We start from the raw sequence: 12,766 nt of genomic DNA, 5'->3' as shown, positions 1-12,766 counted from the left end.
ATCGGCGCCCGGCCGTTTGCTCGGGCCACTTAGCGCCTAGAACGGCCGTTCGCCACCATGTTTCTGCCAGTGCTCTACCGCCGCAGCGATCTTCTTGAACTCTATCGCCTCGTCCATCCGCCCCTGCCTGATCAACGACTGGACGGTGTCCTCAACCGTCTGCGCCTGCGTTTTCGCGGGCTCATGACGCCTTTTTTCTAGTGCATCCGCAGCAGCATGCTCGCCAGCCGCACGAAGCCTGCGGATCAAGCCCGGCGCAGAAAAATGCTTCCAGATCCAGAAGTAGATTTTGTGTTTCATGCAACGCACCTCGATCTAAGTGGTTTCCCACTCTTAACGACCGCATAAGCCAAAAATTTAGTGCCGCCGAGGCGCGCTCTGAACTACCTTGGCTGGGGCGGCGCGATAGAGTGATGGTGCGCGCTTAAAAAAAAGGAGGCCGCTGGCCCCCTCTTTCGAACTCACGTGCTGCCGTGTTATACAGCCCGACGGCGACCACGCACAGGGCCAACATATGCCTGAAGCCGCTTTACAAGGATTCTGTACCGGTTCTCCAGGCTGCTCTGGTCATTGGTTGTCCGCGACATCGTGTAATACGACACCAACTCAGGATCGGCCCGACCGGGTTGAAGCCGCTCTCCCGCAATCAAGTCTTTTATGGCTACCGTCAGCTCGTCGAGGAAATCGTGCAATTCGGGCAAAAGATCAGGTCGCTCACGAGCCAACCAATAGTAGACGGGAATTTGTCCTGCCGAAGACAGCAGCTTATCGCGCTCATGAAACTCAGGACTTAGCGCATCGAGCACTGCATACACCCGATCACGCGCGGCACCGAAGGGGCCCAAATCGAGTCGATCCTCAGGCTGTTCGTCAGCCCAGCGCTTCGCTTCCTCGGCGAACTCATTGAGTTTCGCCGCTTTTGTGTCCTGAAAACCTTGACGGTATTCGATCAGCAAAAGTTTGGTTGCGAGGTTGTGCTCCTGCATCCGCTTTGTGTCAAAACGAATCTTCTTTTGAAAGAACGGATGCAGCACGATTTCACGGACAATCGCGGGGACCGGACCGCCCATCGCATTGCGCTTCTCAGCACCCGTCGCGGCCTCGCCACTATTCAGACGAACAAAGAGTTCCTCGATCTTATGTTCATCGTCAGTTAGAACGTCCATGACCGTCGGGACAAATCCCTCCACCTTGCGCGCAAGGGTCGGAAATTTGCTCTTCAGTTCCACGTACGTAAACTTTCCAAGCTTGAGATCCGGCGCATCGTCCAAGACGAATGACGGGTTAAGAGGAAGCGTGCCGTCGAAAAAATCAAAGATGGCCTGCATGCGCTGCTTTCCGTCAATGATCGCGTAGGATTTCCGCTCTTTGTTCAAGGCCTGAACGTGCATCTCCACAAAGTTCGCGACATAGAACTTTGGGACGTCAAAATCGTTGAGCAGCGAATCGATCAAGTGCGCCCGCTTCCACGTACTCCAGATATAGGAGCGACGCTGATACGCCGGAGCCATGTTGATGCGACCGAGAAGATACTGCTCATACCACCAAGAAAGTGGCTTTGGATCGTGTGAAATGACTTTAAGCATGACTACACCCTGAATCCACGAGAGCGCTTAATTTCCATTGCAAGCCCGCTGAGATCCGGGTACGAAACCGAATCCGTGTAGCCTATGTGCAGCAATTTTTGCAACAGCTCGCCGATGCACCGTTTGGGAATGATGATTTTGGTCAATGTGCCATTGGCATACTTGCCAGCAGCCATTTGCTCTTCCAGAGGCTTCACCGTTCGGCCAAAAATCGTGAACACTCCCCGTTGCGCGAACATTCGAGCACTGTTGGCAACCCCAAGGATGGCAGCGGGGCTGTCATAAAGCGTACTGATCGCCGTCGGCTCCAGCTTACCTCCGTAGATTTTTCGTGGGCCGTATCCCGTGACTGGAATATCCGAATCATGAGACAGGGGGCCACCCTTTCCGTGCGTAACCTGCTTGAGCGATTCCTCGTTCCAAGCCACCGGATCGAGAACCCAGATCGCCGCATCATCCTTGTAACCTTTCGCGTCATCCGTCATATGCGCAGAACTGAGGGCAAAGTAGAGGGCGATGAACGGATTGCTTGTCCAGTCGAGCAATCGCGTCGGTATGCCATGATGCTGCATCACAAATAGTGACAACAATGGCTTTGCTTCGTTCGACCACCCGAACGGCATCGGTGTAGCTGTGTGGAGGACGTTCTGTCTCTCAAAATCCTCCAACATCGTGCGCTCCAGCTTTATCAACTCTTCGACGTCCTTCATCGAAGGATGACGATACAGCGTCGGCATAAGTTTATGATGGCTGGCACTTCCGATGCCGCGGTACCAATTGCCTTTATAACTGGCATCGGCCTGCCGACTAAGTGTCGACTCCAACAGTTCTTCGATCTTCGCCGCATACTTCGCGATCGTATCGACTTCGATTACCTTCCGCGCCACCATCCTTAGGCCCCCACAGTACGACTTTTGTTCTTTCGGACAACCCCGCCCAAAAATTCTTCCATCTGACACGCGACAACATGGCCGAGAACAGGCGGCACGGCGTTGCCAATTTGCATGATGTTTGTGGTCGCCGCATGCGGAAAGATGAATTCATCCGGGAACGTCTGCAAGCGAGCACATTCACGCACCGTCAACCGCCGCGGTAGCGAATAGTGAAACTGAACGCGCGATTTGGCATTCGCTCGCACCGTGTAGCCGGGCTCAGCTTTCCGGCTGGTCTCATCCCCTTGCCCATGCCCGGACGCCGCGAGACCGGCCTTAAAGTACTGGCTTTGATTTGGTACCGACTCGTCCGCGACCTCAATCAGATCGCCGATTGCCCACTCAATACTTCGGTGATTGTCGGCGAAGGAGCGACGGGGTGCCTCCGGTACCTGCTTTATGTCACTGCGGACAAAAACAAGGACCACACGATCCCGCGCCTGCGGCACTCCATAATCCGGGGCAAACATGCTCCAGACGTAGCTGCGATATCCAGCTCGCGCGAATGACCTCCGGATCGTGGCCAAATCTTCGCCGTCGTTCAGTCGGGCGATGTGCGCCACGTTCTCTGCAACGACAACCATGGGCTTGTGATGCCGCGCGTAGCGCGACATCACTTTGAACAGATTTCCGCGCTGACTTTGAATCCCGCGCCGCGGGCCGCAAATCGAAAATTCTTGACACGGGAATCCGCCAATAAGCACGTCGGCCGCCGGCATTTCGCTGACGTCGGCAGTACTCAAATCGCATAGCTCAAAATGCTTCCCGACATTCTGCTCATACGTTGCCTGGCACCGCTCTTCGAATTCGTATGCCTTCAGCAGCTGAAAAGGAAGCCTTCGATATTCTTCACCTCGATAGACGAAGTCTCCGCGGAAGCCGAGATCCAGCCCCCCACACCCCGCGAAGAAAGAAACAACCCTGAACGGGGAAACGCCTGCAGGCTTTCCAAAGCGCCGACTCGCGGCTGCTCCGCCCCCGTTTTGCTCTCGATCGGCGACTGTTCTCATTTTTTATGGGTATAAATTCATAACATCGGCGCCCCGCGACGCCGACACTCGCGCGATAGTACGCGAAACTGACGCCATGCACTACTTCCGATGACTCACGCCGCCTTTACCAGCTTGAGCCGCCCCTTCCTCGCAACGGCCGCAGGATCTAGGTTGGTGTAGCGCTTCAAGTTGCGCCAGTCCTTGTGCCCGGTGACGGTCGCCACCTCCGGAATCTCCCAGCCTGCCTCAAACAGCGCACTCGTCGCCTCGTGCCGCAGGTCGTGCAGATGCAGGTCAACGATGCCTTTCTCGTCACAGGCCTGCTTGAAGTACTTGCTAGCCGTACCCTTATCGAAACGGAAGATGAAATCGTTCTTGTGTGCCGGCAGCGACGGGTCAGCAGCACAACGCTCCGCGTAGCCCTCCGGCACCGGATAGCGCGGCTGGCGCATGATGACTTCGTAGGCGTCCCCAATCAGCGGCACCCACTCGTTATTACCCTTCTTCTGGCGGGGATGCTTGCGGTCGCGCACGAGCGCGAGGTGCCGCTCATGATCGAGGTCGTCCCAGCGCAGGTTGAACAGTTCACCTCGCCGGAACGCGCATTGCATCGCGATGCGCAACAGATCGGGCATCGCCTGCTCGCGCTCGGGATGCTCGGCAAACCATTCAAAGATCTTCTCGATTTCCTCGGGAGTCGGGCGCCGCTCGCGCCGCTTACCCGACTCGACCAGACCAAGGTGGCGCAGACTCGGCCGTGCGGCGGCAACCGCGTCGGACAGCGTGATACCGAGCAGCGACGCCATGTGCCGCATCACGGTCCCGAGCTTGGAGATATCCATATCGACGGTATAGCCGCCGGCACCCGCCTTGCGGCGTAACTGTGCGAACGCGACGATACGCTCGGTCGTGAGCTTCGCGGCAAAGTCGCTTTGGAAGGTATCGTACAGCCGGTCGAGAATGTAATCCTCGTTGGACTTGTCGACCACGGCACGGCCGGATTCCTTCCGGGCCTCGCGATATTTCAGAATCAGCTCGCCGAGCGTGACCGTGGACGCCTCGACCTTGCCGCCGCGATCGAGTTCGGTTTCGATCTCGCGCGCCCAGACCTCGGCGGCGCGCTTTGTCGCAAACGTCTTTGATATACTCTTGCCGCCGCTGCGCCGGACCTGTGCCCGCCAACGGCTGCCGATGGGAAGGATGGATGCCATGTTGCCCCGTCAGGTTTGGCTGTAGCAGGGCAAGATCAGTGCGCTGCTACAGACTGGAATCTGTAGCAGAATTGTAGCAGCGGAGTCGTTAAACGATGCTACACAATGGTTCACGGCGCTTCATTTAGGAAGAAGCTGAACAGCCGGAATCGCCCACCGGACAAGGCAAGAGCCCTGATTCACAAGGCTTCCAGTCTATCCAGTGATTTTGGTCATCTCCCTGTAGTTCAATGGATAGAACAAGTGCCTCCTAAGCGCTAGATGCAGGTTCGATTCCTGCCAGGGGGACCAGCCCACACGCGAGACCGCTCGCCTCGTTGCATCGTTTCCGGCGGCACGCGTCCTGCGCCGGTTCGGATTCGATTCCAGCCCCGACTCCCGCGTCAGCCTCATCCGCCGCTCCAGGCGTTTCCCTTTTCGTCGTGCCGGCCAGGCATTGCCAATGCATTACGCTTGCGCGAGCGCCCGCCCTTCATCGCATCCAATTTTTTCAGGCAGATTCACCATGGACATCCACAAGCAAGTCGCCGCTCTCACCCATTCGGAACTGCAGACGGCCGGCGCGAGCCAGGCCACCGCGATCGCCGTGAGCGTGCTGCTGCGCCATCTGAGCTCGCCCGAACTCGTGAAGCTGTTGAACTCGGCGTTCGAAAACCATCAGGCCGTGATGCTGCAAACGCCTTGGCCCGAGCAGATGCTCGCGTCGTTCGAAGCGACGCGCCGTTTCCTCGAAGGCGCGGCGCAAGGCCCGGCGCCGGTCGAACCGGATTCGCCGGATTCGCCGGAAGCCGCGGATTCGTCCGAGGAGTAAGCGCGACGGGCCGCGCGCGTCGTCTGACAGTGGTTTGTCAATTGTTAACGTTCACGCGGAGCGGCATCGCCTACCATGGTCTCCAACAAAAGAAGGAGACCACCGTCATGACTTCGCCCTACGTATTCGCCTTGATTGCCGCGCTCGCCGCCATGGTCGCGTCGTCGCTGGCCATGTTGCTGATCGGCTGAGCGGCCGACGCACATCAGGGTAAATACGGGGGTCTGCGACCCTCAAGTTAGGGTCGGAACTGTCGTAATCTTCGTACATGGACACGACACGTCCCCTCCCGGCCGGCCACCTGATGTCGAATCTCATCGACCAGGACATTGCGCATATTCGGCGCGTCATGCCGCTTTCGCTCTCGGGCGATTTCGGCGGCCCCATCCTCCCCGTCATGTACTGGCGCTCGCGTCTGCATCGGCTGCTCGATACCGGGCACGTCAACAAAGGCCAGCTCGCCAAGATCGACAGTCTGCTGATCCAGCTCGATCTCTACGAACTGAACGCCGAGACATCCGCTGCCGCAACCGCCAGGCAAATCATCGGACAAGCCGCGCGCCACTGATCGGCGCCGTTCTGCCGCGTTTCGACGCTTTTCACGCCTTTTCACCGCACCTTGCCGTTTCTCGCCGCCGCTTCGCGGTCGAGGCGCGCGCACGTCTGTCTGATCGTGCCCGGAAATCCTGGTGCCGCGGGTCGACCATCGGTCATAATGTCCGCCAAAATACCCAGAGAGGACTTCGTGCACCCGGCCCAACCGCGAGACCTGCTTGCGCAGGCACGTCAGCGCTTCACGCAGCAGCAGATCGCCGCCCACGTCGGCAAGGACGTCAAGACCGTGCGCCGGTGGGAAAAAGGCGAAACGCCTTGCCCCGCCATGCTCGAAGCCGCGTTGCGCGAATTGCTGCGCAGCGCCGAATCCGTTCCGGGCGCCGCGTCGGGCGCCGGCGCCGCGCCCGCGCGCTTTCGTTTCGTCGATCTGTTCGCGGGCATCGGCGGGATCCGCATGGGCTTCGAGGCGCACGGCGGCCGCTGCGTGATGACGAGCGAGTGGAATCCGTTCTCGAAGAAGACCTATCTCGAGAACTACGGCCAGACCGATGCCGAAGGCCACGCCTTCGTCGGCGATATCACCGCGTTCGAGGCCGCCGACGTGCCCGACCACGACGTGCTGCTCGCGGGCTTTCCGTGCCAGCCGTTTTCGATCGCGGGCGTCTCGAAGAAGAACGCGCTCGGCCGTCCGCACGGTTTCGAGTGCACCACGCAAGGCACGCTCTTTTTCGACGTGGCGCGCATCATCGCCGAAAAGCGGCCGGCCGCCTTTCTGCTGGAGAACGTCAAGAACCTGCTGTCGCACGACAAGGGCCGCACCTTCGACGTAATTCTTCAGGTCCTGCGTGACGAACTCGGCTACGACGTGCACTACCGCGTGATCGACGGCCGCCATTTCACGCCGCAGCATCGCGAGCGCATCATCATCGCCGGATTTCGCGAGCCGACCGATTTTTCGTGGGACGCGCTCGGCCTGCCCGAAGACGGCCCGCGCCTCGCCTCGATCCTGCATCGCACCGACGGCAGCGAACCGGTTCTGCCGTGGGACGGCGAGCGTTTCTTCGATCACACCGCGCGCCGCGTGCAGCCGAAGTACACGCTCACGCCCGGTCTCTGGGCCTATCTCCAGCAATACGCCGAGAAGCATCGCGCAGCCGGTAACGGCTTCGGCTACGGCCTCGCGTTTCCGGAGAGCGTGACGCGCACGCTGTCGGCGCGCTATCACAAGGACGGCAGCGAGATCCTCGTGCATCAGGGCGAAGGCTTGCGTCCGCGCCGCCTGACGCCGCGCGAGTGCGCGCGCCTGATGGGCTTTCCCGACACGTTCCGCATTACCGTGAGCGACACGCAGGCGTATCGCCAGTTCGGCAACAGCGTGGTGATGCCGGTGATGCGCGAAGTGGCGCGCACGATGATGCCGCATCTCGACGCGATGCTCGCGAAAGCGCCGGCCGGCAAGCGCGCGGCGAAGTCGGGCAAGAAATCGGTTGAGGAAGCGGCCACGCTGGGCGAAGCACAACCCGCAGCGAAAGCCGCCGCGAAAGCCCCCGCCGCCGCGCACCAGCCACCGCCGAAGCCGCCGCCTCGGCCTGAGCGGACCTTCGCACACACGTCAGGACGAATCAGCATGGTCGACGTCGTGGATGCCGCCACCCGAAGCCGGATGATGTCCGGCATTCGCGGGCGCAACACGAAGCCGGAAATCCTGATTCGCAGCCTGCTGCATCGCCGCGGCTTCCGCTTTCGCCTCGACGTGCGCGAACTGCCGGGCCGCCCCGACATCGTCCTGCCGCGCTATCGCGCCGCCGTGTTCGTGCACGGCTGTTTCTGGCACGGCCACGACTGCGCGCTTTTCAAGTGGCCCGCCACGCGGCCCGAATTCTGGCGCGACAAGATCGCCCGCAACCGCGCCAACGACGCCAAAGCCATCGCCGCGCTCGCCGCCCAGGGCTGGCGCGTCGCCGTGATCTGGGAATGCGCGTTGCGCGGCGCGTCACGCGATCCGCAGGCGGTCGTCGACCGGCTCGCCGCGTGGCTCGCCACCGAGCAAGGCGCGTGGTTCGAAGCGCGCGCCTGAGACGTTGCGACCTGAAGCCGCGCGAACCTGCGTCGTCGCGGAAAAGCGCCTGCGCATCGCGGTGCTAAACTGGATCGACACGCTCTGCGCAGGCTGTGCGAGCCGCATACGTCCGCGCATCCGCTCAAGACCCGGCACCCACGAAAAGGAGACAAGCGATGGCTGACTTTCGACTCTGGTCCGACGACTTTCCGGGCAATGGCTTCATGCCGAAGGCGCAGGAGTTCGACGATCGGGCCTTCGGCGTCGATGGCGACAACGTCTCGCCCGCGCTGCAATGGGACGCCCCGCCCGCCGACACGCAAAGCTTCGCCATCACCGTCTACGATCCCGACGCGCCCACCGGCAGCGGTTTCTGGCACTGGGTCGTGGTCAACATTCCGCCCGACGTGCGCTCGCTCGCGCGCAACGCGGGCAAGCCCGACGGCAGCCTGCTGCCGCAAGGCGCCGTGCAGATGCGCAACGACTACGGCACGGTCGGCTTCGGCGGCGCCGCGCCGCCGCGCGGGGACAAGCCGCACCGCTACATCTTCCGCGTGCACGCGCTGAAGGCGGCGCAACTGCCCGTCACGCCCGAGACCACCAACGCGGTCGCGCGCTTCATGACGCATCTGAACGAAATCGACTCGACGACCTACGTCGGGCTCTACGAACTGAAATAACGCGCGCCGCGCGCCCACGCACCGCGCGCGCCGCCATGCAGCTTCCGGCGGCGCGCGCCGTCCTTTCCTCGATGCCGATCACCACGCCAACCGCCTCATCGCGCGCACCCGCCGCGCACCCCGCCGACGACGCCGAATCCGGCCTGCCCTTCCCCCAACGCTATTACGCGATCCTCGTGGTCGCGCTCGGCATCACGCTTGCCGTGCTCGACGGCGCGATCGCCAACGTCGCGCTGCCGACCATCGCGCACGACCTGCGCGCGAGCGCGGCCAGCTCGATCTGGATCGTCAACGCCTACCAGCTTTCGGTGACGATCTCGCTCCTGCCGCTCGCCTCGCTCGGCGACCGCATCGGCTACAAGCGCGTCTATCTGGCCGGTCTCGCGCTCTTCACGGTCGCCTCGCTCGGCTGCGCGCTCGCGGGGACGCTCACGCAACTGGCGCTCGCGCGCATGATCCAGGGCTTCGGCGGCGCGGGCATCATGAGCGTGAACACCGCGCTCGTGCGCATGATCTATCCGCGTGCGCAGCTCGGGCGCGGCGTGGCGATCAACGCGATGGTGGTGGCCGTCGCCTCGGCGGTTGGCCCGACGCTCGCCTCGGGCGTGCTCGCCATCGCCTCGTGGCCCTGGCTGTTCGCGATCAACGTGCCGATCGGCATCGCCGCCTTCGCGCTCGGCGTGCGCGCGCTGCCGATGAACGAAGGGCATCCCGCGCCCTACGACTACGTGAGCGCCGTCTTCAACGCCATCGTGTTCGGTCTCCTGATCTTTGCCGTCGACGGCTTCGGCCACGGCGAAAACCCGCTCTGGATCGCCGCCCAACTCACGGGCGCGGTGGTCGTCGGCTGGTTCTTCGTGCGCCGCCAGCTCAGCCAGCCCGCGCCGCTGCTGCCCGTCGATCTGCTTGCGAATCCGGTGTTCGCGCTCTCGATCAGCACTTCGGTCTGCTCGTTCTGCGCGCAGATGCTCGCGTTCGTGGCGCTGCCGTTCATGTTGCAGGACGCGTTCGGTTTTTCGCAGGTCGACACCGGCTTGCTGATGACGCCCTGGCCGCTCGTCATCATCGGCGCGGCGCCGCTCGCGGGCTGGCTGTCCGACCGCTACGCCGCCGGCATGCTCGGCGGCATCGGCCTCGTGCTGTTCGCGCTCGGGCTGTTGTCGCTCGCGACGCTCGGCGCGCATCCCTCGGTGTTCGACATCGGCTGGCGCATGGCGCTGTGCGGCGCGGGTTTCGGCATTTTCCAGTCGCCCAATAACCGGCAGATTCTCTCGTCCGCGCCGCGCGAACGCAGCGGCGGCGCGAGCGGCATGCTCGGCACCGCGCGGCTCACGGGGCAAACGCTCGGCGCGGCACTGGTCGCGCTGATTTTCGGCGTCGCGCCGCAGCACGGACCGGCGCTCGCGCTGTATGTGGCGACGGCGTTCTCCGCCGTGGCCGCCGTCGTGAGCCTGATGCGGCTCGTGCCGCAGCGCAACGCACGCCTGCGCGGCTGACGCGGGCCGCGCGGCTCGCCTCGCGTTTGCCCTCACGTTTCGCACAGGCACGCACTAACATGGGATTACGGCGCGCCGCACGCGCGGCGCGTCTTCCTTCGGTGAGTCAACCTTGCGAAGGGGGATTCCCATGTCACTGATCGTCGCCGGGCGCTTCACGACCTTCCCCGCCGCCGAAGCCGTCGCCGACAAGCTGTTCGCGCGCGGTTTCGTCGAAGAAGACGTCAACCTGTTCTTCGTCAATCCGCGCGGACAACACGCGCGCCACACGCCGCATCCGGTGGCCGTGGCCGCCGCGCCGCCGCATCGCACGCGCAATCTCACGCTCGGCGCGGTCGCGGGCGCCGTGGCCGGTGTCGCGCTGTTCGGCGCGCTGCTGTCGGCGTCGCTGCCGGCGGTGGTGATCGCGGCGGGCGTGGGCGCGTGGATCGGCGCACGCATCGGCGCGGGCTGGCACCGCGCGAGCGAGCACGAGGAGCGCGTGCATCACGAGATGCGTCAGTCGGGCGTGCTGCTCGCCGTGCACGTGAGCCCCGATAACCAGGCCGTCGCCGCCGACGTGCTGCGCGAAGCCGGCGCCGACGACGTCGAGCGCGCGTCGGGCCAATGGCACGGCGGCCACTGGGCGGATTTCGATCCGACCGCCGCGCCGCATCCGTTCGGCGAAGCGGGCGCGCAACGCGCCTGAAGCGACACGCGGCACCACGCGGCGCGGCAAGCGTGCGCAAAAAAACGGCGACTCGAAAGCCGCCGGGGGGTGAATCGTCTGTCGTCCGCGTTAACGCGTGACGACGATGTGCATCGCGATCATTCCGCCTTCGCCTTGCTGACCGCGGCGGCGCTCGACGCCGGCTTCGCGGCGGCCTTCGCCGACGCCTTCGAAGGCAGATCGACTTGCGCAGCTTTCGCGACCGGAACCGCGACCGGCGGGACCGGAGCGATCGGTGCAATCGATGCATTCGGCACGCCCGGCGTCGCACTGCGCGCCTTCGCCGTGGCCGTCACCGAAGCCGCCGTCGCGACGCTGCGCAGATCGGCGAGGAACGTATCGCGCCACACCGAAAGATTGTTCTCGCGCAGCGACGCCATCATGTCCTCGTAGCGCGACTGGCGCTCGGCATGCGACATCGAGAGCGCGCGCTCCAGCGCCTCGGCGGTCTGATTCAAATCGTAAGGATTCACAACCAATGCGCCAGGCAACTGCTCTGCCGCGCCCGCGAACTGCGAGAGCACCAGCACGCCCGGATCCTCAGGATTCTGCGACGCCACGTATTCCTTCGCGACGAGGTTCATGCCGTCACGCAGCGGCGCGACATAACCCACCTGCGCCTGGCGGAACAGCGCCATCAACAGATGACGTTCGTACTTGCGGTTCAGATACTGGATCGGCGTCCAGTCGAGCTGCGCGAAGCGGCCGTTGATGCGTCCGGCCTCGCCTTCCAGATTGCGGCGGATGGTCTGATAGGTCTGCACGTCGGAGCGCGTCGGCGGCGCGATCTGCAGGAGCGAGACGCGGCCATGCCAGCCCGGCCCGTTCTGCAGCATGCGCTCGAACGCCTGGAAGCGCTCGGCGAGCCCCTTCGAATAATCGAGACGATCGACGCTCATGATGAGCTTGCGTCCGCGCATCGCGTCGCGCAGGCTGCGCACCGGCTTGCGGTCGGTGAATTGCGCCGCCGACTTCGCGATCGAATCGGGATAGATGCCGATCGGGTACGCGCCCACCTTCAGGAAGCGATCCCAGGCGTGCACCATGCCGTCTTCGCTCGCGGTGCCGTGGCCGCCGCGCTCAATGTAGTCGACGAACGCCTGACGGTCCGCATCGGTCTGGAAACCGACCACGTCGTAATGGCACATGAACTTCATCAGTTCTTCGTGCGGCGGCACCGAGCGCATCACTTCGGGCACCGGCAGCGGAATGTGCAGGAAGAAGCCGATCGGATTCTTCACGCCGAGGTCGCGCAGGCAGCGCGCGAACGGAATCAGGTGATAGTCGTGAACCCAGATGATGTCGTCGGGCTGAATCAGCGGCTTGAGCTGGCGCGCGAGCGTCACGTTCACGCGCAGATAGCCGCCATATTCCTGGCGCTCGTAGCGCGCGAGGTCGTTGCGATAGTGGAACGTCGGCCAGAGCGTCGTATTCGAGAAGCCCTTGTAGTACTGGTCGTAGTCACGGCGGGTGAGTCCTACCGTCGCGTAGGTGACGCTGCCCTGCTGCTCGATGACCGGCGCGGCCGGCTCGGCGACCGTTTCGCCGCTCCACCCAAACCACACGCCGCCCGTCTCCTTGAGCGCGTCGAGCACGCCGACCGCCAGCCCGCCTGCTGCGGGACGGCCTTCTTGCGTCGGTGCCACGCGATTCGATACCACGATCAGTCTGCCCATTGCGGCCAATCCTCCTGTTTCGTTGCTTCGTTGTTTCTCGTGCGTCCGAAGACGTTGCC

General features: G+C 63.1%; 12 protein-coding genes, 1 tRNA gene and 2 pseudogenes. 9 read left to right on the top strand and 6 right to left on the bottom strand.

The window, feature by feature from the left end:
- Positions 1–36 precede the first annotated feature (36 nt).
- The 5 genes from G5S35_RS03895 to G5S35_RS03875 form a co-directional block, all read right to left on the bottom strand.
- A complete protein-coding gene (locus G5S35_RS03895) occupies positions 37–300 on the bottom strand; it encodes a hypothetical protein (protein ID WP_183038608.1) in 264 nt (87 codons plus the stop codon).
- A gap of 176 nt (positions 301–476) precedes the next feature.
- The gene (locus G5S35_RS03890; RefSeq protein ID WP_183038607.1) at positions 477–1,586 is read right to left on the bottom strand and encodes a DUF262 domain-containing protein; all 1,110 of its coding nucleotides are present in this window, start codon (positions 1,584–1,586) and stop codon (positions 477–479) included.
- A 2-nt stretch (positions 1,587–1,588) separates the two neighbouring features.
- On the bottom strand, positions 1,589–2,476 hold the full coding sequence (locus G5S35_RS03885) for an FRG domain-containing protein (RefSeq protein WP_183038606.1): 888 nt from the start codon (positions 2,474–2,476) through the stop codon (positions 1,589–1,591).
- 2 nt (positions 2,477–2,478) lie between these two features.
- A complete protein-coding gene (locus tag G5S35_RS03880) occupies positions 2,479–3,528 on the bottom strand; it encodes a DNA cytosine methyltransferase (protein ID WP_183038605.1) in 1,050 nt (349 codons plus the stop codon).
- Positions 3,529–3,623: 95 nt separating this feature from the next.
- Entirely contained in the window at positions 3,624–4,721 is a 1,098-nt protein-coding gene (locus G5S35_RS03875; RefSeq protein WP_183038604.1) for a site-specific integrase, read from the bottom strand.
- Positions 4,722–4,937: 216 nt separating this feature from the next.
- Here G5S35_RS03875 and G5S35_RS03870 point away from each other — a divergent pair.
- The 9 genes and pseudogenes from G5S35_RS03870 to G5S35_RS03835 all read left to right on the top strand — a co-directional run bounded on the left by G5S35_RS03870 (position 4,938) and on the right by G5S35_RS03835 (position 11,010).
- Positions 4,938–5,012 (top strand) — tRNA-Arg (locus tag G5S35_RS03870).
- A 214-nt stretch (positions 5,013–5,226) separates the two neighbouring features.
- On the top strand, positions 5,227–5,532 hold the full coding sequence (locus tag G5S35_RS03865) for a hypothetical protein (protein WP_183038603.1): 306 nt from the start codon (positions 5,227–5,229) through the stop codon (positions 5,530–5,532).
- Positions 5,533–5,573: 41 nt separating this feature from the next.
- Positions 5,574–5,723: a hypothetical protein gene (locus G5S35_RS03860; RefSeq protein ID WP_161495587.1), complete on the top strand. Its 150-nt coding sequence runs from the start codon at positions 5,574–5,576 to the stop codon at positions 5,721–5,723.
- 113 nt (positions 5,724–5,836) lie between these two features.
- Entirely contained in the window at positions 5,837–6,100 is a 264-nt protein-coding gene (locus G5S35_RS03855; RefSeq protein ID WP_065063781.1) for a hypothetical protein, read from the top strand.
- 147 nt (positions 6,101–6,247) lie between these two features.
- A pseudogene (gene dcm / locus G5S35_RS03850) lies at positions 6,248–7,531 on the top strand (DNA (cytosine-5-)-methyltransferase); the annotation flags it as partial.
- A 183-nt stretch (positions 7,532–7,714) separates the two neighbouring features.
- On the top strand, positions 7,715–8,164 hold the full coding sequence (locus G5S35_RS39260) for a very short patch repair endonuclease (protein ID WP_065063720.1): 450 nt from the start codon (positions 7,715–7,717) through the stop codon (positions 8,162–8,164).
- A gap of 158 nt (positions 8,165–8,322) precedes the next feature.
- A complete protein-coding gene (locus tag G5S35_RS03845) occupies positions 8,323–8,826 on the top strand; it encodes a YbhB/YbcL family Raf kinase inhibitor-like protein (RefSeq protein WP_110327584.1) in 504 nt (167 codons plus the stop codon).
- Positions 8,827–8,897: 71 nt separating this feature from the next.
- On the top strand, positions 8,898–10,322 hold the full coding sequence (locus G5S35_RS03840) for an MFS transporter (RefSeq protein WP_074984853.1): 1,425 nt from the start codon (positions 8,898–8,900) through the stop codon (positions 10,320–10,322).
- A 130-nt stretch (positions 10,323–10,452) separates the two neighbouring features.
- Positions 10,453–11,010, top strand: coding sequence for a hypothetical protein (locus tag G5S35_RS03835; RefSeq protein WP_065063724.1), 558 nt, complete (start codon positions 10,453–10,455; stop codon positions 11,008–11,010).
- A gap of 293 nt (positions 11,011–11,303) precedes the next feature.
- On the opposite strand, the pseudogene otsA reads toward G5S35_RS03835, so the two are convergent.
- Positions 11,304–12,707: pseudogene (gene otsA, locus G5S35_RS03830) on the bottom strand (alpha,alpha-trehalose-phosphate synthase (UDP-forming)); the annotation flags it as partial.
- Positions 12,708–12,766 lie beyond the last annotated feature (59 nt).

Origin of the sequence: Paraburkholderia tropica (assembly GCF_014171495.1) — a bacterium.
GTDB lineage: Bacteria > Pseudomonadota > Gammaproteobacteria > Burkholderiales > Burkholderiaceae > Paraburkholderia > Paraburkholderia tropica.
This window is presented reverse-complemented; position numbering and strand designations above follow the sequence as displayed.

What these genes read in the sequence shown, in the direction of transcription:
- G5S35_RS39260 (WP_065063720.1), top strand. Translation starts at nt 7,715, where the DNA reads ATGGTCGACGTCGTGGATGCCGCCACCCGAAGCCGGATGATGTCCGGC.
- G5S35_RS03890 (WP_183038607.1), bottom strand. Translation starts at nt 1,586, where the DNA reads ATGCTTAAAGTCATTTCACACGATCCAAAGCCACTTTCTTGGTGGTAT.
- G5S35_RS03880 (WP_183038605.1), bottom strand. Translation starts at nt 3,528, where the DNA reads ATGAGAACAGTCGCCGATCGAGAGCAAAACGGGGGCGGAGCAGCCGCG.
- G5S35_RS03865 (WP_183038603.1), top strand. Translation starts at nt 5,227, where the DNA reads ATGGACATCCACAAGCAAGTCGCCGCTCTCACCCATTCGGAACTGCAG.
- G5S35_RS03845 (WP_110327584.1), top strand. Translation starts at nt 8,323, where the DNA reads ATGGCTGACTTTCGACTCTGGTCCGACGACTTTCCGGGCAATGGCTTC.
- G5S35_RS03855 (WP_065063781.1), top strand. Translation starts at nt 5,837, where the DNA reads ATGTCGAATCTCATCGACCAGGACATTGCGCATATTCGGCGCGTCATG.
- G5S35_RS03840 (WP_074984853.1), top strand. Translation starts at nt 8,898, where the DNA reads ATGCCGATCACCACGCCAACCGCCTCATCGCGCGCACCCGCCGCGCAC.
- G5S35_RS03875 (WP_183038604.1), bottom strand. Translation starts at nt 4,721, where the DNA reads ATGGCATCCATCCTTCCCATCGGCAGCCGTTGGCGGGCACAGGTCCGG.
- G5S35_RS03885 (WP_183038606.1), bottom strand. Translation starts at nt 2,476, where the DNA reads ATGGTGGCGCGGAAGGTAATCGAAGTCGATACGATCGCGAAGTATGCG.
- G5S35_RS03835 (WP_065063724.1), top strand. Translation starts at nt 10,453, where the DNA reads ATGTCACTGATCGTCGCCGGGCGCTTCACGACCTTCCCCGCCGCCGAA.
- G5S35_RS03895 (WP_183038608.1), bottom strand. Translation starts at nt 300, where the DNA reads ATGAAACACAAAATCTACTTCTGGATCTGGAAGCATTTTTCTGCGCCG.